Annotated in this window: 10 protein-coding genes and 23 pseudogenes; 17 read left to right on the top strand and 16 right to left on the bottom strand. The window is 73.9% G+C overall.

Translation table 11 applies throughout. The features are described from left to right. Positions 1-197: 197 nt before the first annotated feature. The 5 genes and pseudogenes from UK94_RS66215 to UK94_RS26325 all read left to right on the top strand — a co-directional run. Positions 198-1,077: pseudogene (locus UK94_RS66215) on the top strand (3-hydroxyacyl-CoA dehydrogenase NAD-binding domain-containing protein); the annotation flags it as partial. Position 1,078: 1 nt separating this feature from the next. Then, positions 1,079-1,849 (top strand): annotated as a pseudogene (locus UK94_RS66210) (3-hydroxyacyl-CoA dehydrogenase NAD-binding domain-containing protein); the annotation flags it as partial. A gap of 1 nt (position 1,850) precedes the next feature. Continuing rightward, positions 1,851-2,237 (top strand): 3-hydroxyacyl-CoA dehydrogenase family protein (locus UK94_RS66205; RefSeq protein ID WP_235489983.1); only part of this gene is annotated, 387 nt, incomplete at its 5' end. Between the two features lie 178 nt (positions 2,238-2,415). Continuing rightward, the gene (locus tag UK94_RS26330; protein WP_011606977.1) at positions 2,416-3,006 is read left to right on the top strand and encodes a DUF1232 domain-containing protein; all 591 of its coding nucleotides are present in this window, start codon (positions 2,416-2,418) and stop codon (positions 3,004-3,006) included. Further along, a complete protein-coding gene (locus UK94_RS26325) occupies positions 3,003-3,350 on the top strand; it encodes a hypothetical protein (RefSeq protein ID WP_011606976.1) in 348 nt (115 codons plus the stop codon). The genes UK94_RS26330 and UK94_RS26325 overlap by 4 nt, the downstream gene beginning before the upstream one ends. 45 nt (positions 3,351-3,395) lie before the next feature. Here UK94_RS26325 and UK94_RS26320 read toward each other — a convergent pair whose 3' ends face one another. From UK94_RS26320 to UK94_RS66190, 4 genes and pseudogenes are all read right to left on the bottom strand, one after another. Then, the gene (locus UK94_RS26320) at positions 3,396-4,112 is read right to left on the bottom strand and encodes a sugar-binding protein (protein ID WP_011606975.1); all 717 of its coding nucleotides are present in this window, start codon (positions 4,110-4,112) and stop codon (positions 3,396-3,398) included. A gap of 74 nt (positions 4,113-4,186) precedes the next feature. Further along, positions 4,187-4,525: pseudogene (locus tag UK94_RS66200) on the bottom strand (crotonyl-CoA carboxylase/reductase); the annotation flags it as partial. 1 nt (position 4,526) lies between these two features. After that, positions 4,527-5,346 (bottom strand): annotated as a pseudogene (ccrA, locus tag UK94_RS66195) (crotonyl-CoA carboxylase/reductase); the annotation flags it as partial. Between the two features lies 1 nt (position 5,347). Continuing rightward, positions 5,348-5,536 (bottom strand): annotated as a pseudogene (locus UK94_RS66190) (crotonyl-CoA carboxylase/reductase); the annotation flags it as partial. A gap of 343 nt (positions 5,537-5,879) precedes the next feature. Between UK94_RS66190 and UK94_RS66185 the strand changes: the two are divergent. The 10 genes and pseudogenes from UK94_RS66185 to UK94_RS26290 form a co-directional block, all read left to right on the top strand. Then, a pseudogene (locus UK94_RS66185) lies at positions 5,880-6,142 on the top strand (sigma factor); the annotation flags it as partial. 1 nt (position 6,143) lies between these two features. Continuing rightward, a pseudogene (locus UK94_RS66180) lies at positions 6,144-6,284 on the top strand (SigE family RNA polymerase sigma factor); the annotation flags it as partial. 1 nt (position 6,285) lies between these two features. Continuing rightward, positions 6,286-6,437, top strand: a 152-nt coding sequence (locus UK94_RS66175; RefSeq protein WP_268761662.1) for a sigma factor-like helix-turn-helix DNA-binding protein, incomplete at its 5' end; no start/stop codon positions are given. A 1,250-nt stretch (positions 6,438-7,687) separates the two neighbouring features. After that, positions 7,688-7,818, top strand: a pseudogene (locus tag UK94_RS66170) (acetyl-CoA C-acyltransferase); the annotation flags it as partial. Between the two features lie 34 nt (positions 7,819-7,852). Further along, positions 7,853-8,071 (top strand): annotated as a pseudogene (locus UK94_RS66160) (beta-ketoacyl synthase N-terminal-like domain-containing protein); the annotation flags it as partial. A gap of 1 nt (position 8,072) precedes the next feature. Further along, a pseudogene (locus tag UK94_RS66155) lies at positions 8,073-8,209 on the top strand (acetyl-CoA C-acyltransferase); the annotation flags it as partial. A 1-nt stretch (position 8,210) separates the two neighbouring features. Beyond that, a pseudogene (locus UK94_RS66150) lies at positions 8,211-8,423 on the top strand (acetyl-CoA C-acyltransferase); the annotation flags it as partial. Position 8,424: 1 nt separating this feature from the next. Continuing rightward, positions 8,425-8,875: pseudogene (locus tag UK94_RS66145) on the top strand (acetyl-CoA C-acyltransferase); the annotation flags it as partial. Continuing rightward, positions 8,872-9,984, top strand: coding sequence for a methylmalonyl Co-A mutase-associated GTPase MeaB (meaB, locus tag UK94_RS26295; protein ID WP_235489981.1), 1,113 nt, complete (start codon positions 8,872-8,874; stop codon positions 9,982-9,984). The pseudogene UK94_RS66145 and the gene meaB, both read left to right, overlap by 4 nt. A gap of 141 nt (positions 9,985-10,125) precedes the next feature. Beyond that, complete coding sequence (locus UK94_RS26290; protein WP_041941012.1) at positions 10,126-10,539, top strand: cupin domain-containing protein; 414 nt, start codon at positions 10,126-10,128, stop codon at positions 10,537-10,539. 113 nt (positions 10,540-10,652) lie between these two features. Here UK94_RS26290 and UK94_RS26285 read toward each other — a convergent pair whose 3' ends face one another. After that, positions 10,653-12,422: a hybrid sensor histidine kinase/response regulator gene (locus UK94_RS26285; protein WP_055751956.1), complete on the bottom strand. Its 1,770-nt coding sequence runs from the start codon at positions 12,420-12,422 to the stop codon at positions 10,653-10,655. A gap of 226 nt (positions 12,423-12,648) precedes the next feature. Between UK94_RS26285 and UK94_RS26280 the strand changes: the two genes are divergently transcribed. Together UK94_RS26280 and UK94_RS26275 are read left to right on the top strand one after the other, a co-directional pair. Further along, on the top strand, positions 12,649-12,990 hold the full coding sequence (locus tag UK94_RS26280; RefSeq protein WP_011606966.1) for an MTH1187 family thiamine-binding protein: 342 nt from the start codon (positions 12,649-12,651) through the stop codon (positions 12,988-12,990). A gap of 161 nt (positions 12,991-13,151) precedes the next feature. Beyond that, positions 13,152-14,093: a tetratricopeptide repeat protein gene (locus tag UK94_RS26275; protein ID WP_055751988.1), complete on the top strand. Its 942-nt coding sequence runs from the start codon at positions 13,152-13,154 to the stop codon at positions 14,091-14,093. 79 nt (positions 14,094-14,172) lie between these two features. On the opposite strand, the pseudogene UK94_RS66140 reads toward UK94_RS26275, so the two are convergent. From UK94_RS66140 to UK94_RS66090, 11 pseudogenes are all read right to left on the bottom strand, one after another. Further along, positions 14,173-14,945: pseudogene (locus UK94_RS66140) on the bottom strand (alpha amylase C-terminal domain-containing protein); the annotation flags it as partial. A gap of 1 nt (position 14,946) precedes the next feature. Next, positions 14,947-15,020 (bottom strand): annotated as a pseudogene (locus UK94_RS66135) (hypothetical protein); the annotation flags it as partial. Between the two features lies 1 nt (position 15,021). Then, positions 15,022-15,529 (bottom strand): annotated as a pseudogene (locus UK94_RS66130) (1,4-alpha-glucan branching enzyme); the annotation flags it as partial. 1 nt (position 15,530) lies between these two features. Next, positions 15,531-16,096 (bottom strand): annotated as a pseudogene (locus tag UK94_RS66125) (1,4-alpha-glucan branching enzyme); the annotation flags it as partial. Position 16,097: 1 nt separating this feature from the next. Continuing rightward, a pseudogene (locus tag UK94_RS66120) lies at positions 16,098-16,683 on the bottom strand (1,4-alpha-glucan branching enzyme); the annotation flags it as partial. Positions 16,684-16,877: 194 nt separating this feature from the next. Further along, positions 16,878-17,062, bottom strand: a pseudogene (locus UK94_RS66115) (aminoglycoside phosphotransferase); the annotation flags it as partial. 1 nt (position 17,063) lies between these two features. Then, positions 17,064-17,232 (bottom strand): annotated as a pseudogene (locus UK94_RS66110) (aminoglycoside phosphotransferase); the annotation flags it as partial. Position 17,233: 1 nt separating this feature from the next. Continuing rightward, positions 17,234-17,407: pseudogene (locus tag UK94_RS66105) on the bottom strand (aminoglycoside phosphotransferase); the annotation flags it as partial. Position 17,408: 1 nt separating this feature from the next. Beyond that, positions 17,409-17,958: pseudogene (locus UK94_RS66100) on the bottom strand (aminoglycoside phosphotransferase); the annotation flags it as partial. A gap of 108 nt (positions 17,959-18,066) precedes the next feature. Beyond that, positions 18,067-18,338, bottom strand: a pseudogene (locus tag UK94_RS66095) (aminoglycoside phosphotransferase); the annotation flags it as partial. A gap of 229 nt (positions 18,339-18,567) precedes the next feature. After that, positions 18,568-19,317: pseudogene (locus UK94_RS66090) on the bottom strand (alpha-glucosidase C-terminal domain-containing protein); the annotation flags it as partial.

Raw genomic sequence — 19,317 nt, 5'->3', positions numbered from 1 at the left:
TACGTCGTTCCTCTCCCAGGCCGTTGAAAAGAGGTTTGCGGCCGGGGATCCCGTCGCCGTGGGCAAGCCCCGACTGATCTCGGGCCGGGTGGTGGAAAGGCTGGGAGAATCGACGGGTCCGCGGTTGCACACCGTGTGGCCCGCGATATCGGGCACATTGTCGTCGGGCCGTCGCGACGACCTTGAGGAGCCTGAGAATGGGCGAAGAAGCCCGGCGGGGAACGCACGCGCACGGCAGGTCGGAAAACGCCTCCCGCACCGGCGGTGAGGGTGCGACGGTGTCGCCGGGTGGGCGCGCCGCCGCCGGCGACGGGAGCGCGCGGTGGCGGCGCGTCGGGGTGGTGGGGCTCGGCACCATGGGGGCCGGGATCGCCGAGGTGCTGGCCGGGTCCGGGCTCGACGTCGTCGGCGTCGAACGGGACACCGACGCGCTGCGCCGGGCCCGCGGGCGGATCGAGCACTCCCTGGACCGCGCGGCCCGCCATGGCCGGCTGGCCGACGCCGCTCGCGGCGAGCTGCTCGGCCGGCTGAGCCTCGGCACCGAGCTCGCCGCGGTGTCCGACTGCGACCTGGTGATCGAGGCCATCGACGAGCGGCTCGACGCCAAGACGGCCCTGTTCGCCCGGCTCGACGAGGTCTGCCTGCCGGCGACCGTCCTGGCGACGAACACCAGCTCCCTGTCGGTGACGGAGCTCGCCGCGGGCACCGGTCGCTCGGCCCGGGTGCTGGGCATGCACTGGTTCAACCCGGCGCCGGTGATGGGCCTGGTCGAGGTCGTCCGCACGGTGGTGACCGACGCCGACGCCCTGGCCGCCGTCGTCTCGCTGGTGGGCGCGGTCGGCAAGACGGCCGTCGTCGCCGCGGACCGGGCCGGGTTCATCGTCAACGCGCTGCTGTTCGGCTACCTCAACAACGCGGTGCGGATGGTCGAGGCGCGCTTCGCCACCCGGGAGGACGTCGACGCCGCGATGCGGCTCGGCTGCGGTCATCCGATGGGCCCGCTGGCCCTGCTCGACCTCATCGGCCTCGACGCGGCGCACGCCATCCTCGCGTCGATGTACGACCAGACCCGCGATCNCCTCCACGCCCCGGCCCCGCTGCTCGGCCAGCTCGTCGCGGCCGGCCTGCTGGGCCGCAAGACCGGCCGCGGCTTCTACACCTATCCGGCGACGGACGCCCCGGACGTGCCGCCCGAGGGCCCCGGCAGGAAGGACCCCGGTGCAGTCGGCGAGCCCGGTGCAGTCGGGGAGCCTGGTGCAGTCGGGGAGTCCGGTGCAGTCGGGGAGCCCGGCGGAGGCGGTGGCGCGGGAACGGCCGCCGCGAGGACACCCGGCGGCCCGGCGACACCCGGCGAGGCTGGGGCGGTCGGCGGGGCGGCGGTGCGGGTTCGGTCGGTGGGGATCGTGGGCAGCGGCACGATGGCGCGGGGCATCGCCGAGGTGCTGGCCCGATCGGGTCATGACGTCATCCTGCGGGCCCGGCGGCCGGACGCCGCCGACGCGGCCCACGACCGGGTGGCGGCGTCGCTGGCGGCGGCGGTCGCGAAGGGCCGGCTGTCCGACGACGACCGCGACGCCGCCCTGGGCCGGCTGCGCGTGACCACCGACCTCGGCGAGCTCGGCGGCTGCGACGTGCTGCTCGAGGCGGTCGTCGAGGACCTGGCGGTCAAGCGGGAGCTGTTCACCGATCTGGACAAGGTCGCCCGGCCCGGCGCCGTGCTGGCGACCACGACGTCCTGTCTGCCGGTCGTCGAGTGCGCCACCGCGACCCGGCGGCCCGAGGCCGTCGTCGGCATGCACTGGTTCAACCCGGCCCAGGTCATGCGCCTGGTCGAGGTGGTGCCCACGGTNCTCACCGGGGCCGGGGCGACGGCGACGGTGACGGCGCTGGCGCGGGCGGCGGGCCGGCACCCGGTGCAGTGCGCCGACCGGGCCGGGTTCATCGTCAACGCGCTGCTGTTCCCCTATCTGAACGACGCCGTGAAGATGCTGCAGGCGAACTACGCCACGATCGAGGACATCGACACGGCGATGACCGTCGGCTGCGGCCATCCGATGGGTCCGTTCGCCCTCGCCGACGTGGTCGGGCTCGACGTCACCCTCGCCATCACCCGCTCGCTGTACGAGCAGTTCCGCGAGCCCGGCTACGCCCCCGCACCGCTGCTGGAGCATCTCGTCCGAGCCCGCTTCCTGGGCCGCAAGACCGGCCGGGGCTTTCACGCGCATGCTCCCCGATAGTCCGGGCGGGGTCGCCGGATGGAGGCGTCCCCGGTAGGGCGTGGCACGCCGTGGGGGCGCCGTCCGTTGACAGGTGACGGCCGGCGCCGCGGTCGCCCGTGGCAGGTGCCGGATGCGGCACTAGGATGTCGCCGGTCGGCGGGAAGTCCTGGTTCGCACAAGAGGAGACGCGACGGCGATGGTCACGCTCGACAAGGACGCCGTGCGGCAGTTCGGTCGGGAGATAACGATGTTTCTCCCCGATCTGGTCATCATGCTGCGGCGGGTCGTCGCCGATCCGCGGGTGCCGCAGTCGGCGAAGGTCGAGGCCGCGGCGGCGCTGGCGTACCTGGTGTCGCCGCGCAACCGGCTGACGAACATGATCCCCGTGGTGGGCCAGCTCGACGACGTCGCCATCGTCGCCTTCGCGTTCCGTCGGCTGGTCGTCGGCGCCGGCGAGCCGATCCTGCGCGAGCACTGGCGGGGCAGCGACCGCGGCTTCCAGGTGCTCATCGGCGCGTCCTCGGCGCTGGCGAGCCCGGCCGGGGCCCTGCGCAAGGCGAAGGTGGCCCGGTCGCTCGTGGCCGCCGGCATCGACCGCGTCCGCGGTGGCGGTGGCGGCGGCGGGGCCGGCGGTGGCGGTCACACGGCGGGAGACCCGGGCCGGGTCGTCGACGGGGAGGTCGTGGACCGGGCCGAGTGGGTCGCCGCGCCGGAGGCGGACGGCGGCCCGGCCGGGGCGCGGCCGCGGCGGGCGCGCTCCTGGGAGCCGGGCAGACGAGGTCGGTGACGCGGCGGGCGCGGCGCCGTCCCACCCGAGGTCGGGACGGGCGCGGGCAGAACGCGCGCGGGCAGAACGGGCGCGGGCAGAACGGGCGCGGGCGGCCGGTCGGGGCGTGGCTGCCCGATCCGGTGGTGGTGCTGCGCGACGGGGAGTGGGTGGTCCGCCCGGTCACCGGGGCGGCGACGGCGAAGGTCTACCGGTGCCCCGGGTGTGACCATGAGATCAACCCGGGCACCGCCCACCTGGTCGTCTGGCCGCCGGAGCGCGTCGAGGACCGCCGGCACTGGCATCGCCCGTGCTGGGATCGCCGCTGCCGGGCGGCGCGCCTGCGGTCGGAGGGTGCCGGCTGAAGGCGCGCCCGCCCGAGTCGGCCGCGCAGGGGAGCAGGCGCGGGTTCAGGCGCTGCGCACGCTGGCGGGCGCGGGCAGCACGGTCGTCTCCGCGCCGATCGCCTTGCGTTCCTCGACCGGCGCGGCCTCGATGGAGGCGATCGAGGCGCTGGCGGCGGTGAGCTTGTCGCGCAGCGCGCCGAGCTGGGCCGTCACCTGCTCGCGCAGGGCGGCGAGCTGGGTGGTGACCTGCTCGCGCTGACGCTCCAGATCGGCCAGCCGGCGCTTCGACTCGTCCTCGGCCGCCGCCGCGGTGGACCGGGCGATCTCGACGATCCGCTCGGCCTCGGCGCGCGCCGTCGAGACGATCGAGGCGGCCTGCTCGTCGGCCTCCCGCAGCGTCTTCTCCCGGGCGGCCTCGGCCTCGGTGACGATCCGGCGGGCCTCCTCGAGCTGGGCGTCGGCCTCGCGGGTCCGCTCGGCGCGGACGGTGGCCGCCTCCTCCTCCGCGAGCTGGAGGATCTGGGTGACCCGGCCGCCGAACTCCTCCCAGGCGGGACGGTTCGCGGCCAGATCGTCGCGCACGCGGGCCGCCTCGGTCGCCGCCTCGGAGGCGGCGGCCTCGGCGGCGGCCCGGTGCGCCTCGGCCTCGCGGAGCTGCTCGACGAGCCAGTTCACGTGGTGGGTGACCTGGTTGGGGTCGTAGCCACGGCGGACCAGATCGAAGGCTGGGGGCCCGTCGGTCTCGCCGGCCATCGGGATGAGATCCGTGTGTTCGGTCATAGGGCCTCAGCATCTCAGACCGTCACTGTGAACGTGACGCCAGCCGGTCATCGGGCCCGTCGCGATTTCCCTGGCTACACGCCACGGAACCGGTTGATTGCAGTCAGGTGGCGGGCGCGGAACTCCTCGTCGCGGACACCCAGCCCCTCGCTGGGGGCCAGGCACAGCACGCCGACCTTGCCCTGATGCATGTTGCGGTGCACGTCGTGGGCGGCCTGGCCCGTCTCGTTGAGCGGGTACACCCGGGAGAGGGTGGGATGGATCATCCCCCGGGCGATGAGGCGATTGGCCTCCCAGGCCTCCCGGTAGTTGGCGAAGTGGGAGCCGACGACGCGCTTGAGGTTCATCCACAGGTACCGGTTGTCGTACTCGTGCAGGAAGCCACTGGTGGAGGCACAGGTCGCGATGGTGCCNCCGCGACGGGTCACGTAGACGGAGGCGCCGAAGGTCTCCCGCCCGGGGTGCTCGAGCACGATGTCCGGGTCGTCGCCGCCGGTGAGTTCGCGGATGCGCTGGCCCAGTCGCTTCCATTCGCGCGGATTCTGCGTGCGTTCGTCGCTCCAGAACCGGTAGTCCTCCGCGGCCCGGTCGATGACGAGCTCGGCGCCGAGGGATCGGCAGATCGCCGCCTTCGTCGGCGACGACACGACGCAGACCGGGATCGCCCCGCCGCGCAGCGCGAGCTGGGTGGCGTAGGAGCCCAGTCCCCCGGACGCCCCCCAGACCAGGACGACGTCGCCCTGCTTCATCCGGGCTCCGTTGGCGGAGACGAGCTGGCGGTAGGCGGTGGAGTTGACCAGCCCCGGCGCAGCCGCCTCCGCCCACGTGAGATGGCCCGGTTTGGGCATGAGCTGGTTCGCCTTGACGAGGGCCAGCTCGGCCAGGCCACCGAAGTTCGTCTCGAAACCCCAGATTCGTTGCTCCGGATCCAGCATCGTGTCGTTGTGACCGTCGGCGCGTTCGAGCTCGACCGACAGGCAGTGGGCCACGACCTCGTCCCCCGGGGACCAGACGTGTACGCCGGCTCCTGTCCTCAGCACGACTCCGGCCAGATCGGAACCCACGACGTGGTAAGGCTGGTCATGGCGGGAAGCGAGGGGAGATGTCCGACCGTAGCGTTCGAGGAAGCCGAACGTGGACATCGGTTCGAAGATCGATGTCCAAACCGTGTTGTAGTTCACCGAGGAGGCCATGACCGCCACCAGGGCCTCGCCGGGGCCGACCTCGGGCGTGGNTACCTCGTCGACGTGCAGGGAGCGGCGCGGGTCCTTGTCCTGGGACGGGACGCCGTCGAACATCCCGGTCTCGTCGCGGCGCACGACCACGCCGCGGTAGAACTCCGGAACCGCGAACGCGGCGAACTCCGCTCGGCGTTCGGGGGACGGTGGGGTCTGGGCGAGGATCGCTTCGAGGATGTCCTTCACGATCGGCCTCCGGCGGTGCGTGGTCGAGGGCGGATGACCGGCGCCACAGGCGGGTGGCACAGGCGGGTGGCACAGGCGGGTTGTCGGCGGGCGGGGGACGGGCGGCACGGGCAGTCGGGCGGGCGACACGGGCAGTTGGCGGGGCGGTACACGTAGTCAACCGGCAGGCGGCACAGGTAGTCGACAGGGCGGCAGACGGCGTCGACAGGGCGGCAGAGGTAACCGATGGGTACGGAGACGGGGTCGCGGGATGAGGGGGCTGTCTGTTTGGTGCGCGACGCGATAGAACTTTCGGGACAACTTCGAGTGCTCGGTCCGCGTCCAACGTGGTGTGACCGCGCCCATGACAGTCGTGGAGGGGTGGCGGCCCGTGCCTGCGCGGAGCGACGCCGCCCGTAGCGACGTCGCGCGGGACGCGGACGCCGCCCTGACCGCCTTGTACTCCGAGCACTACCGGTCATTGGTGCGTCTCGCCGCGTTGCTGCTCGACGACGTGGGTCTGTGCGAGGAGGTCGTCCAGGACGCCTACATCCGCGTCCACGGGGCCTGGGGACGCCTGCAGGACCGGGACAAGGCCCTGGCCTACCTTCGGCAGACCGTCGTCAANCTCGCACGTTCCACGCTGCGTCGTCGACTCGTCGCTCTCAAGCATGCCCCCAAGCCCATGCCCGATGCCGCCAGCGCCGAGGAGGGGGCCTACTCTCTCGTCGAGCGAGCCGCCGTCATCCAGGCACTGCGAGAGCTGCCGNGGCGCCAGCGGGAGGCGGTCGTCCTGCGCTACTACGCCGACATGTCCGAGGCGGACGCGGCGGCGGTGATGGGCTGCAGCATCGGCTCCGTCAAGGCCTACACCTCCCGAGGGCTGTCGGCCTTGAGCGGCAAGCTGGAGGGCCTACGGTGAGCGCGTTGGAACCGGACGAGCTCACGCGGCTGCTGACCGAGGCGGTCGAGCCCATCCGGCCGTCCCCGGAGGCCTACCGGCAGATCCGCGCCGGCATCGCCCGCCGGCGCCGCTGGCGCGTCCCCGTGTTCACCGTCGGNGGGATGGTGATGGCGGCGCTCATCGGGCTGGCGGTGGTGGCCATCCGGCCGAGTCCGTCGAACCAGGTCGTCGAGCCGGCCGCGCCGCCGGTTCTGCCGACCATGTTCACCGAGCCGAGCCGGGCGGCGACCGTGCCGTCACTGGGCGGCGGTGGGGGGCACTCCAGCTCCGGCGGTGGCGGTGGGTCCGCCTCGGGCCCAGGCTCGGGCCCGGCCACCCGCACGCAGACGAGCCCGCCGCCGAGCCGGCCGACGACGTCGGCGTCCTCGCCGTCGGTGGCCGCCAGCACGCAGCCGTCCGCGCCGACCGGCACGACCGGCCCGGGCAGCCCGCAGCTGCCCACGCCGGTGGCGAAGCCGGCCGGCCTGAACGACGTCGACGGCGACGGCCAGCCCGACACGGTCGCCGTGGACGGGACGAACCTGCGCGTGCGGTTCTCCCGGGACGGCCAGCAGGCCAGGATCCCCCTCGGCGCCATCGTCACCCCGCTGAACAGCGCGGTCGTCGACATCGACGGCGACGGTTTCGGTGAGCTGCTCGTGCAGACCCAGGTGACCAACGGGACGAAGAACTACGCCCTGTTGCGCTATGTCGGCCTCGGCGAGCTGGTCGCGGTGACGCCGCCGAGCGGCCTGGCCCTCGGTGCCGGCGNCCACGGCAACTCCGGCCTCGGCCTGCGCTGCGCCGACCNGACCCTGCAGATCATCACCGGCACCTCGACCGACGGAGCCCAGTTCAACGTCGTCACCACGACGCTGGGGTTCACCCCCGACGGCCTGAGCGTCCAGGACTCCGCCTCCAGCACGGTGCGGCTGCCGGCGGACCCGTCCCCCTTCGTGGTGGCCTGCGGCGCCCTGTCCTGACCGGGTCGTGACCGGGGCCGGGCGGCGAGGTCTCCCACCCGGCCGCCGCGGGGCGGCCCCGGTCGGGCACGGGGTGCACCGCCGGGCCGGGCACCAGGAACAAGATCACGTTATCGTGGTGTTGCAGGTGCCCGTGGGGTGAGCGCACCGAGCGTGCCGCCGTGACGTCGTCGCGGGGGAACGTCCGGCGCCGGCTCGCGGGGGGNCGTCGGTGGAGATCTTCCCAGGAGTGATGAGGAGGCAGCCATGCCTGGTTCCGTGATCGTGGCCGGCGCACGGACACCGATCGGGAAGCTGTCCGGGGCGTTGAAGAGCTTCACCGCGACGGACCTGGGCGGCATCGCGATCAAGGGTGCACTGGAGCGGGCCGGGCTGTCNGGCGACGCGATCCAGTACGTCATCATGGGGCANGTGATCCAGGCCGGCACCGGCCCGATCACCGCCCGGCAGGCGGCCGTCGCCGCCGGCATCCCGATGACGGTGCCCGCGGTCACCGTCAACAAGGTCTGCCTGTCCGGCCTCGACGCGATCGCCCTCGCCGACACCTACATCGCCAGCGGCGAGTTCGACCTGGTCGTCGCCGGGGGGATGGAGTCCATGACCGGGGCGCCGCACCTGCTGCGCTCGATGNGCGCCGGGGTGAAGTACGGCGCGACCGAGGCGCTCGACGCCATCGACCAGGACGCCCTGTTCTGCGCCTTCGACCAGATCTCCATGGGTGCGAGCACCGAGCGTTACAACGGTGCGCTGAACATCTCCCGCGCCGAGNAGGACTCCTTCGCCGCCCGGTCGCACCAGCGGGCCGCGGCCGCCGCCAAGAACGGCCTGTTCGACAACGAGATCGTCCCCGTCTCGGTGCCGCAGCGCCGCGGCGAGCCGCTCGTCGTCAGCCAGGACGAGGGCGTGCGGGCCGACACCTCCGCCGAGGTGCTCGGCAAGCTGCGCCCCGCGTTCGGCAAGGACGGCACGATCACCGCCGGGTNGGCGTCGCAGATCTCCGACGGGGCGGCCGCGGTCATCGTGGCCAGCCGGGCCAAGGCGGAGGAGCTCGGCCTGCCGATCCTCGCCGAGGTCGGCCACCACGGTTTCGTCGCCGGCCCCGACACCTCCCTGCAGTCGCAGCCGTCCAACGCCATCCTCGCCGCGCTGGCCAAGGAGGGGCTCACTCCCGCCGACCTCGACCTCGTCGAGATCAACGAGGCGTTCGCCGCCGTCTCCATCCAGTCCATGCGCGACCTCGGGATCAGCTCCGACATCGTCAACGTCAACGGCGGGGCGATCGCCATCGGCCACCCGCTCGGCGCCTCGGGCGCCCGCATCGCCCTGACCCTGCTCAACGAGCTGGCCCGGCGCGGCGGCGGGATCGGCGCGGCCGGCCTGTGCGGCGGCGGCGGCCAGGGCGATGCCCTGATCCTGCGCGTCCCGGCGGCGTGACCGCGGGCTCCGCCGCGGGTGCCGACCGCGAGCGGGGTCTGCCCGACCGCGATCGTGACCCGGCCGCGGCCGGGCTGCCCGGCGCGGGGTCGGCCGGGACGAGGTCGGCCGGGACGAGGTCGGCCGGCGCGGAGTCGGCCGGAGCGGAGCCGTCGGCCGAGGCGGAGCTGGCGGCGGCCGTCGGCGGGGACCGGCGGGCGTTGGCGCGGCTGCTCTCGGCGGTGGAGAACACTCCTCGGCGGTGGCCTGAGATCGGCGCGGCGCTGGTCGGGCACGTCGGCGGCGCGCAGACCGTCGGCCTGACCGGCGCCCCGGGAGTCGGCAAGTCGACGACCGTCACCGCGCTGGTGCGGGCCTACCGCCGCGCCGGGCGCCGGGTGGGGGTGCTCGCAGTCGACCCGTCCTCGCCGTACTCCGGCGGCGCGCTGCTCGGCGACCGGGTGCGGATGAGCGAGCACGCCGGTGACCCCGGGGTGTTCATCCGCTCCCTGGCCAGCCGCGGGCGCCTCGGTGGGCTGGCGGCCGCGACGGCGCAGGCCCTGCGGGTCCTCGACGCGGCCGGGTTCGACGTCATCCTCGTCGAGACCGTCGGCGTCGGCCAGGCGGAGATCGACATCGCCGCGCTCGCCGACACCACCTGCGTCCTGCTCGCGCCCGACGCGGGCGACGACGTGCAGGCGGTCAAGGCGGGCCTGCTGGAGGTCGCGGACGTCCTCGTCGTCAACAAGGCGGACCGGCCGGGCGCGGCCCGCACCGCCGCCGACCTGACCGCGATGACCCGAATGCGGGTCGGTGCCCGGCAACCGGTGGTGGTGCGTGTCGCCGCGACCCTGGGCGAGGGCGTCGACGAGCTCGTCACGTGTATCGCCGCGCACCGACGGGATCTCGCCGCGACCGGTGAACTCGACCGTCGCCGCCTGGCCCGGGCCGCCGACGAGATCCGGGGGCTGGCCCTTACCGCGCTGCGCGACCGCCTGGCCGCCCCGCCGCACGACGAGCGCCTGGAGGAGCTTGCCCTTCACGTCCTCGCCGGTGCCGCCGACCCCTGGTCGGCCGCCGAGCGCCTCCTCGCCGACCTCACGCCGGCGCAGCCGGCCCCGTCCCGCTGACGGTCAGGCCGCCCCCCCATCCTGCGACCCCGGCACGCCGGCGCACCGGGCCCGCCGCCGAGCCTCGGCACGCCGCTGCGACCCGTGGGAGAGGATCCGTCGATGANCCGCCTCGACGACCCGACGACGTCCGCCGACGACCTGATCGACACCCTCGGCCTTGAACCCCACCCGGAGGGCGGCTGGTACCGCCAGACCTGGGCCAGCCCCGACCTCGTCACGGCGCACGGCGGGCAGCGGCCCGCGATGACGTCCATCCTGTTCCTGCTGCGCCCGGGCGAGGTGTCCCGGTGGCATCGGGTGGCCTCGGCCGAGATCTGGCTCTGGCAGGGCGGCGGCGTCCTCGAGCTCACCTTCGGCGGCACGGCCCGTCGACCGTCGCCGGGCCCCGCAGGCCTGCTCGGGCCGCACGCGGCGGCCGGCGAGGTGCCGCAGCTCGTCGTCCCGGCGGGGCAGTGGCAGACGGCCGCGCCGCGCGACGGGCGGCACGTTCTCGTCGGCTGTGTCGTCGCGCCCGGCTTCGACTGGGCCGACTTCGAACTCCTCGCCGACTAGCCAGGGCGGGCCGGTTGCGGTGCGTTGTGTACGGTCTGGGCCCGCCGACCGTACAGACCGCACCGCAGTCGGTCCCACCCCCGCGGGTGACGCAGCGGCGCGGCGGGGGCGGGTCAGCGGGGGGCGGTCATCGCGGCGGTGAGGGCGGTCGCGGCGGCGACGAGGCTCGCCGGGTCCAGCGGGAGGGCGAGGATGTCGACGGCTCCGGCGCGGCGCAGCAGGGTGCGCTCGCGGGGGTCGGTGTCCTCCGTCAGGACGAACGCCGGGGTGCCGGCCGTGGCGGGGTCCGCCGCGAGCTGGGCGAGCAGCTCGGGCGCGGTCGCGTCGGGCAGGTCGCGGTCGAGGAGGATGAACGCCGGCCGCGCGCGGCGCACCGCGTCGACCGCGAGGGCCGCCCGCGGCACGGTGACCGGATCGGCGGCCAGGCTCTCGGTGAGGGTCTCCGCCACGGCCGTCCGCACGGCCGGATCGCCGCTGACGTGCACGACCCGTAGGCCGCCGGGCGCCGCCCGCCGCCCGAGCCCGCCGCCACCGGCGGGGGAGACGCCCGCGTGCCGCCCGCCTGGAGCACCCTCGGCGCTGCCGGCATGGCGGGCCCGCCCATTGCCGGCGTCGCCATAGGCGATGTTGTCGTGGTCCGTTCCGCCGTAGCCGGCGCGTCCATGACCCCCGTCGCCGTATCCGGATGCGCGGCCCATCTCGCCGTAGCCGTAGCCGTAGCCGTGGCCGTTGCGTTCGTGGCCGGCTTCGCCGTAGCCGGCGCGTCCGTGGCCCGTGTCGCGGTAGCCGTGGCCGCGGAGGTGATCGCCGAAGCCGTCGTCGTCGGCGTCGGGGTCCTCGAAGCGCATGTCGACGGCGTCGAGCACGATGGCGAACACGCTGCCGACCCCGTAGCGGCTGGCGACGGTCAACACCCCGCCCATCGCGGTGACCAGGGCGTGGGAGAGGGCGAGCCCCAGCCCGCTGCCCTCGATCCCGCTGCGTTCGGCGCCGAGGCGTTCGAAGGGGCGGAACAACCGGTCGATCGCCCGTGGGGACAGGCCCGCGCCGTCGTCCTCGACCTCGATGCGGATGCGGGAGCCCGTGATCGGCACGATGCCGACCCGCACGCTGCCGCCCTCGCGGCCGTACTTCAGGGCGTTGCCGACGAGGTTGAGCAGTACCTGCCACAGCCGGCGGCGGTCCGCGTCGGCGACGAGCGGCACGGCCGGGTCGATCACACGGCGGATGCTGCGCTGCGCGGCGAGCGGCTCGACCAGCTCCACCACGCCCTGGACGATGTCGAGGACGTTGACCGGGCCCTTGTTGATGTCACCGCGGCCCGCGCGCAGCCGGGCCAGGTCCAGCACGTCGTCGATGAGGGCCTGCATGTGCCGGCCGCCGGTGATGATCCGCTCGACGTCGTCGTGCAGGTCGGGGGTGAGCGGCTCCAGCTCCAGGAGCTGGGCGAAGCCGAGCATCGCGTTGAGCGGGGTGCGCAGCTCGTGGCCCAGGCGGGCGATCAGCTCGTCCTTGGCCCTGGAGTCGTTCTCGGCGATCTCGCGGGCACGCTGGTCGGACGTGTCGCGGGCGAGCAGGACCAGGCCGCCGTCCGGATCGCGCCGGATGGTCACGTGGTGCGGCACGGTCGTCCCGGCGGCGTCGACCAGACCCACGGAGCCGCGCCACTGCCCGGACTGCGCCAGGGCGGCCGTCACGGCCTCGCCGAGCGCGGCGCGGAACGCCGGGTCGACCACCTCGACGAGGTCCCGCAGTTGCGGGTCACGGGGGATCCGGTCACCGAGGAAGGCGTGAGCCGCGGCGCCCATGTCGGTGACATGGCCGTCCGCGCCGACGACCACAGCAAGGTCCGTCAGCGCGTCGAGCAGTGTGCGTGGCCCCACCTACGCCTCGTCATCCGTCTTCTTCCACCCCACGGCGGGCAATGGTAGGGCGTGCCGTCAGAGCCCGTTGTCCCGGGTTTGCGTAACCGCCCACATGAGGGTCGATCGCGCAACTTTTCGTGACAAGTCGCTAGCTTACCGACCCATCCGTTTTGTCAACGTAGCAGGCGCGTGGCGCAGCGTCGGAGCGATGGTCGGCGCGGCGTCGGCGTGGTAGGTCTGACGCATGCTGGTTGCCTTCAGTGTCACGCCCATCGGAACCGGCGAGGGTGTCGCCGAGCTGGTCGCCGAGGCGGTCCGCATCGTGCGCGCGAGCGGCCTGCCGCACGAGACCAACGCCATGTTCACCACGATCGAGGGCGAGTGGGACGAGGTGATGGACGTCGTGCACCGGGCCACCCAGGCCGTGGGCGCCCGCGCCGGCCGGGTCAGCCTCGTGCTCAAGGCCGACCTGCGCCCCGGCGTCAGCGACGCCCTGCACGGCAAGGTGGCGAGCATCGACCGGCTGCTCGCCGGGGACCCCGCGGGCGGCGTCGTGGGGGACCACGCCGGGGACGATGCAGGCTGACCCGGGCCGTCGGGCGGCGACGCGGACGACGGGCTGGCGAAAAGTCATCCGCCGGCAGGGCCGTCCGCCCACCCGGATGTCACGATGGAGGCATGCAACGTAGGCCACCAGTCCCATCCGGACCGCCGCGGGGTGCGGGAGGCCCGGGACGACCCGGGCGCCTGCCCGACAGTCTCGGCGGTCTGCGCCTCGCCGGCGCCGTCCCCCTGGACCCGAAGCCGGCCACCCCGCCCCCGCCCGCGAGTGCCGGGCCCGCCGCAGCCGCCGTGAACGGTGCCGCCCCCGCCGCCGGTGACGCGCCCGCCGGCCCTGTGGTCATCGACGTCACCGAGGCGAGCTTCGCCACCGACGTCGTCAGCCGCTCGATGCAGGTGCCGGTCGTGCTCGATTTCTGGGCGTCCTGGTGCGGCCCGTGCAAGCAGCTCAGCCCGGTGCTGGAGAAGCTGGCTCTGGCCGACGGCGGCCGCTGGATCCTCGCCAAGATCGACGTCGATGCCAACCCGGGCCTCGCCCAGGCGGCGGGGGTGCAGGGCATCCCGGCGGTGAAGGCCGTCGTCGGCGGGCGGATCATCGGCGAGTTCACCGGCGCCGTCCCCGAGCGCGAGGTGCGCAACTGGCTCGACCAGCTGCTGTCCCTCGTCGACGAGGCGATGGGCGGGATGCCCGGTGCGGCGGCCGGCGATGCCGCGCGGGATCCGCACCTGGCCGCGGCCGAGGACGCGCTGGCCCGCGGCGACATCGACACGGCGGTCGAGTCCTACCGGGTCCGCCTCGCCGAGGCGCCGGCGGATCCGGACGCGCTCACCGGCCTGGCCCGCGCCGAGCTGCTGCGCCGGGTGCGCGACCACGACCCGGCGGACATCCGCAGGCGGCTCGCGGCCGACCCCGACGACGTCGACGCCGCGATCGCAGCGGCGGACCTGGGCATCGCGCAGGGCGACGTGGCCGGTGCGCTCGCCGGTCTCGTCGAGGTCGTGCGGCGTACCTCCGGCCCGCAGCGAGAGCAGGCCCGCGCCCACCTCGTCGACCTGTTCCAGGCCCTCGGCGACGCCGAACCCGCCGTCGCCCCCGCCCGCCGATCCCTGGCCGCGGCCCTGTTCTGACCGCGGCCAGTGGCGCGGGCGACCCGTCCGCGGGCTCCGGCTCCGGCTCCGCCGACGAGAGACCGACCCGGTCAGGCCCTCAGGCCGGGGAACCGGGGGAGTCGGCGGTGCCGGGGTCGTAGCGGAACCAGACGGTGCCCAGCGGCGGCAGCGTGACGGTCGCGGAGGCGGGCAGGCCGTGGTGGGACTCCTCGACGGCCTGCACGGCGCCGAAGTTGCCGACGTTGCCGCCGCCGTAGCGCTGCCCGTCCGAGTTGAGCACCTCCCGCCAGCGGCCGGGGAAGGGCAGGCCGAGACGGTAGCCGTGGTGGCCGATGCCGGCGAAGTTCGTGACGCAGGCCAGGACCCCGCCGTCCGCCACCTCCGCACCCGCCGCGTTCACGCCCGCCGCCGGGTCGCCGGCGGCGGAGGTCCCGTCCGACCAGCGCAGGAACGAGAACACGTTGTTGGCGGTGTCGTTGGCGTCGATCCAGGAGAAGCCGGTCGGGTCGCTGTCCCGGCGGTACAGCGCCGGGGTGGACCGGTACAGCTCGTTGAGGTCCGCGACCAGGGCGGCCACGCCCCGGTGCGGCGGGTCGGTCAGCAGCGGCCAGTCGAGCGAGCCGGCCTCGTTCCACTCGTTGTCCTGGCCGAACTCGCAGCCCATGAACAGCAGCTTCTTGCCGGGATGCGCCCACATGTAGGCGTAGAGCGCGCGCAGGTTGGCCAGCTGCTCCCACCGGTTGCCCGGCATCTTGCGCAACAGCGACCCCTTGCCGTGGACGACCTCGTCGTGGCTGAACGGCAGGACGAAGTTCTCCGAGTAGGCGTAGACCATCGAGAACGTCATCTGGTGGTGGTGGTAGCTGCGGTNCACCGGCTGGCGGGAGTTGTAGTCCAGCGTGTCGTGCATCCAGCCCATGTTCCACTTGAAGCCGAAGCCCAGCCNCCCGAGATGGGTGGGACGCGTGACGCCCGGCCAGGCCGTCGACTCCTCGGCGATCATCATGGCGCCCGGGAAGCGCCGGTAGACCGTCGCGTTGGTCTCCTGCAGGAACGCCACCGCCTCGAGGTTCTCCCGGCCGCCGTGGACGTTGGGCAGCCAGGCGCCGTCGGGGCGGGAGTAGTCGAGGTAGAGCATCGAGGCCACGGCGTCGACCCGCAGGCCGTCGATGTGGAACTCCTCGAACCAGTACAGCGCGTTGGCGACGAGGAAGTTGCGCACCTCGTTGCGGCCGACGTCGAAGACGTAGGTCCCCCAGTCGGGCTGCTCGCCGCGGCGCGGGTCGGGGTGCTCGTACAGCGGCGTGCCGTCGAAGCGGCCCAGCGCCCAGGAGTCCCGGGGGAAGTGCGCCGGCACCCAGTCGACGATCACGCCGATGCCGGCGTTGTGCAGCGTGTCGACGAGGTGGCGGAACTCGTCCGGGCTGCCGAAGCGCGCCGTCGGCGCGTAGTACNCCGACACCTGGTAGCCCCAGGAGCCGCCGAACGGGTGCTCGGCGACGGGCAGCATCTCCACGTGCGTGAAGCCGTTGGCCAGGACGTAGGCGGTGAGCTGGTCGGCGAGCTCGCGGTAGGACAGCCCGCGCCGCCACGAGCCCAGGTGGACCTCGTAGACGCTGATCGGCTCGGCATGCCAGGCGGTGCGGGCGCGCCGGTCGATCCAGTCCTGGTCGTCCCACGTGTAGTCCGAGTGGGTGACGACGCTCGCGGTGGCGGGCGGGACCTCGGTGCGGAAGGCCATCGGGTCGGCCTTCTGCCGCCACACCCCGTCGAAGCCGAGGATCTCGTACTTGTACCGAAGCCCGACGCCCGCGCCGGGCACGAACAGCTCCCACACTCCGCTGTGGCCCAGCGAGCGCATGGGGAACGCCCGGCCGTCCCAGAAGTCGAAGTCGCCGACCAGGCGCACCCCGCGCGCCGACGGTGCCCACACGGCGAAGCTCACCCCGGTGACGGTCGTGCCGCCCGGGGTCGTCAGCTCACGCAGGTGCGCCCCGAGGACCTTCCAGAGCTCCTCGTGGNGGCCCTCGCTGATCAGGTGCAGATCCATCTCGCCGAGGGTCGGCAGGTGCCGGTACGGGTCGTCGACGACGTGGGAGCCGTGCGGGTAGGCCACCTCGACGCGGTAGTCGGGCAGGATCGCCGGCAGCGCCACGGCGAACACGCCGCCGCTGTGGAGTCGGGCCGCCGGGTGGCGGGCCTCGCCGACGAGGACGGTCACGGCGCTCGCGTCGGGACGCAGCACCCGCACGACGGTCACGTCCCCGGCCGGGTGCGCCCCGAGCAGGGCGTGCGGGTCGTGGTGGGTGCCGTTGACGAGCCGTTCGAGGTCCTCGCGCGGCAGGCCGAGTGGCACGGCCGGCGCCGGCGCGGCGGTGCCGGGCAAGTCGGCCACATCACCGGCGGCGATGGTGCCGGTGCTGGCAGCGGTGCCGGAGCCGGCAGCGATGCCGGAGCCGGCAGCGGTGCCGGTGCCGGGGGACGTCGGCGGCCCGGTAGCCGCCGCGGGATCGCCCGAGGTCGGCTGATCGCCGGCCGCCGCCGGCGCATCGGTCGCCGAGGTGTCCAGGTCGGGCAGGCGCCCCGGTATCCGGTCGGCCAGGGCCACCCGGCTCGCGCNATCGCGGGCCGGGGCGCTCGCCGGATCGGCGTCAGGTCGACCGGTGCTCTGCCCGGCGCCGCGGTGCCCCGTCCGCGCCGTGCCGTTGTTGACGTCGCCGCTGTTCACTGGGACACCCCTGCCTCTCTCCGCGATGGGGACGATGGTCCGGCGCACCGGCGGGTCGCTCCGCCCGCGCCCGCTCATCCGGCCGGTGGATGGGTCGCGGCCGGTGGATGGGTCGCGGCCGTCGGATGGGTCGCCGCCGGTGGTTGGGTAGCCGCCGGTGGTTGGGCGGCCGCCGGTGGATGGGTCTGCGTGAGCTGCTCCACCGAGGCCATCGGGATGCCGATCCACCCCGGCCGGTGGCGCGCCTCGTACAGCACCTNGTAGACCGCCTTGTCGAGCTCGAACGCGCGCAGCATCGCGGTGTCGTCGCGCGGGTCACGACCGGCCGCGGCGCCGTACCCGCGGCAGAACGCCTCCCGGTTGCGGTCGGCCCACTCCTGCGCCCGGTAGACCAGCGCGGGCTCGTCGCCCCGCTCCAGCAGCATGGAGNGGGCCGCGTAGTCGAACGAGCGCAGCATCCCGGCGACGTCGCGCAGCGGCGACTCCAGCCCCACCCGCTCGGCGACCGGGCGGGCCGGCTCGCCCTCGAAGTCGAACAGCACCCAGCCCGAGTCGACCCGCAGCACCTGGCCGAGATGCAGGTCGCCGTGCAGGCGCTGGAACGNCCGGGGATGGACGACCGCCGGCGCCGCGCCGGTCAGCTCGTCGTAGGACTTGCGCACGGCGGCCTCGAAGGGCCGCAGCTCGGCGACGGCCTCGACGGCGGCGTCGAGGCGGCCGTGCAGGTACGTCACCAGGGCGCGCAGCGCGTCGGCGGTGGGCTGGCGCGTCGGCAGCGCCCGGGCCAGGTCCGCGTGCACCTCGGCGGTGGCCGCGCCGAGCCGCTCCGCCTCCGCGGCGAAGTCCCCGCCGACCTCGTCGGCGTGCAGGTCGGCCTCGGCGTAGAGGTCGCGCACGCTGGCCAGCGCCAGCCGCCAGCCCTCGGTCCCGCTGCGCAGGTACTCCTGGAGGAAGCCGAGCGTGGTCGGTTGTCCCTCGACCTCGCCGGAGAACCAGGCGACCGGGGCGGCGACGTGCGCGCTGCCGACCTCGGCGAGGGCCCGGGTGACCTCCAGGTCGGGGTTGAGGCCCGGCCAGAGCCGGCGGAAGACCTTCAGGATGTAGGCGTCGCCGTAGATGATCGAGGTGTTGGACTGTTCTGCGCCGACGGCGTGCNCGGGCAGGTCGTCCAGCGTCCGCGTCGCCTCGGCGACGAGGTCGTCGCGGCGCGCCGAGCGGCCGAGGAACTGCAGCAGGGCGGCGCTGCCGTCGGGGTCGTGCAGNCCGTCGTACACCAGCCCGCCGGCGCACTCGCCGATCAGGAAGCCGTCGTGGCCGAAGGGGGCGTCGGCGCGGACCACCAGCGGTACCTGGTAGTGGTCCGGCGGCCCGTGGTCGTAGTCCACGTCGACGACGAGCAGCCGCAGCGGCTCGAAGACGGTCGTGTCCCGGCGGATCCGGATCCGCCCGGCGCCGCGGCCCTTGCCGGCGAACCAGCGCTGTCGGGGAAGCCAGTCGGTCAGCAGGCCGGTCAGTTCGGCGTGGTGGTCACCCATCCTCGACCTCCCGATGCCTGTGCTCGACGATCATCGTGTGCACCTAACGTCGAATGTCCCGAAAGTTACCTTTCGTCGGCCATGTCGCGCACGTGCCACCGCGGCGACCTCGGTGTTCCCGCCAGCCAGCCTCGCGGTGTGCCGGCCGGCCCGCCGGTTTCACCGGACCCGACCGCCGTCACCGGGGTCGGGCCTAGCGCCTTACTCTCCCCCCGTCCGCCCCAGGGGGCTAGGGGGTGAATTCCCCCGGTACGGTCAACGCGAACCAGTAATGTCCGTGTCCGGGCAACGTCAGAAGGTAGGGGAGCTCGCCGATCGGCGGGAAGTGCACCCGGCCGAGCAGCTCGACGGGCACCAGTCCCTCGAAACGGCGCAGGTCCAGCTCCACCGGCTGGGCGAAGCGGGACAGGTTCGCGACGCACAGCACCCGGTCGTCGCCGAATTCGCGCACGTAGGCGAAGACCGACGGATTGGACGCGGCCAACTCCTCGTACGTACCCAGACCGAAGACGGGATGGCGCTTGCGCACCTCGATCATCCGCTTCGTCCAGGCCAGGAACGACGTCGGCATCCGCTGCCCGGCCTCGACGTTCAGGGCCTGGTAGCCGTACACCGGGTCCATGATCAGGGGCAGGTAGAGTCGGGCCGGGTCGGACGTGGAGAAGCCCGCGTTGCGGTCGGGCGACCACTGCATCGGGGTCCGCACGCTGTCCCGGTCGCCGAGGTAGATGTTGTCGCCCATGCCGATCTCGTCGCCGTAGTACAGCACCGGGGAACCCGGCAGCGACAGCAGCAGGGCGGTGAACAGCTCCATCTGGTCGCGGCTGTTGTCCAGCAGCGGGGCCAGCCGGCGGCGGATGCCGATGTTCGCCTTCATGCGGGGGTCCTTGGCGTACTCCGCCCACATGTAGTCGCGCTCGTCGTCGGTGACCATCTCCAGGGTGAGCTCGTCGTGATTGCGCAGGAAGATGCCCCACTG

Source organism: Frankia sp. AvcI1 (assembly GCF_001420875.1).
GTDB lineage: Bacteria > Actinomycetota > Actinomycetes > Frankiales > Frankiaceae > Frankia > Frankia alni.
The sequence above is the reverse complement of the archived record's forward strand: the minus strand, read 5'-3'. Positions and strand labels throughout refer to the sequence as shown.

What these genes read in the sequence shown, in the direction of transcription:
- UK94_RS26280 (WP_011606966.1), top strand. Translation starts at nt 12,649, where the DNA reads ATGCTGGTTGCCTTCAGTGTCACGCCCATCGGAACCGGCGAGGGTGTC.
- UK94_RS26320 (WP_011606975.1), bottom strand. Translation starts at nt 4,112, where the DNA reads ATGACCGAACACACGGATCTCATCCCGATGGCCGGCGAGACCGACGGG.
- UK94_RS26330 (WP_011606977.1), top strand. Translation starts at nt 2,416, where the DNA reads ATGGTCACGCTCGACAAGGACGCCGTGCGGCAGTTCGGTCGGGAGATA.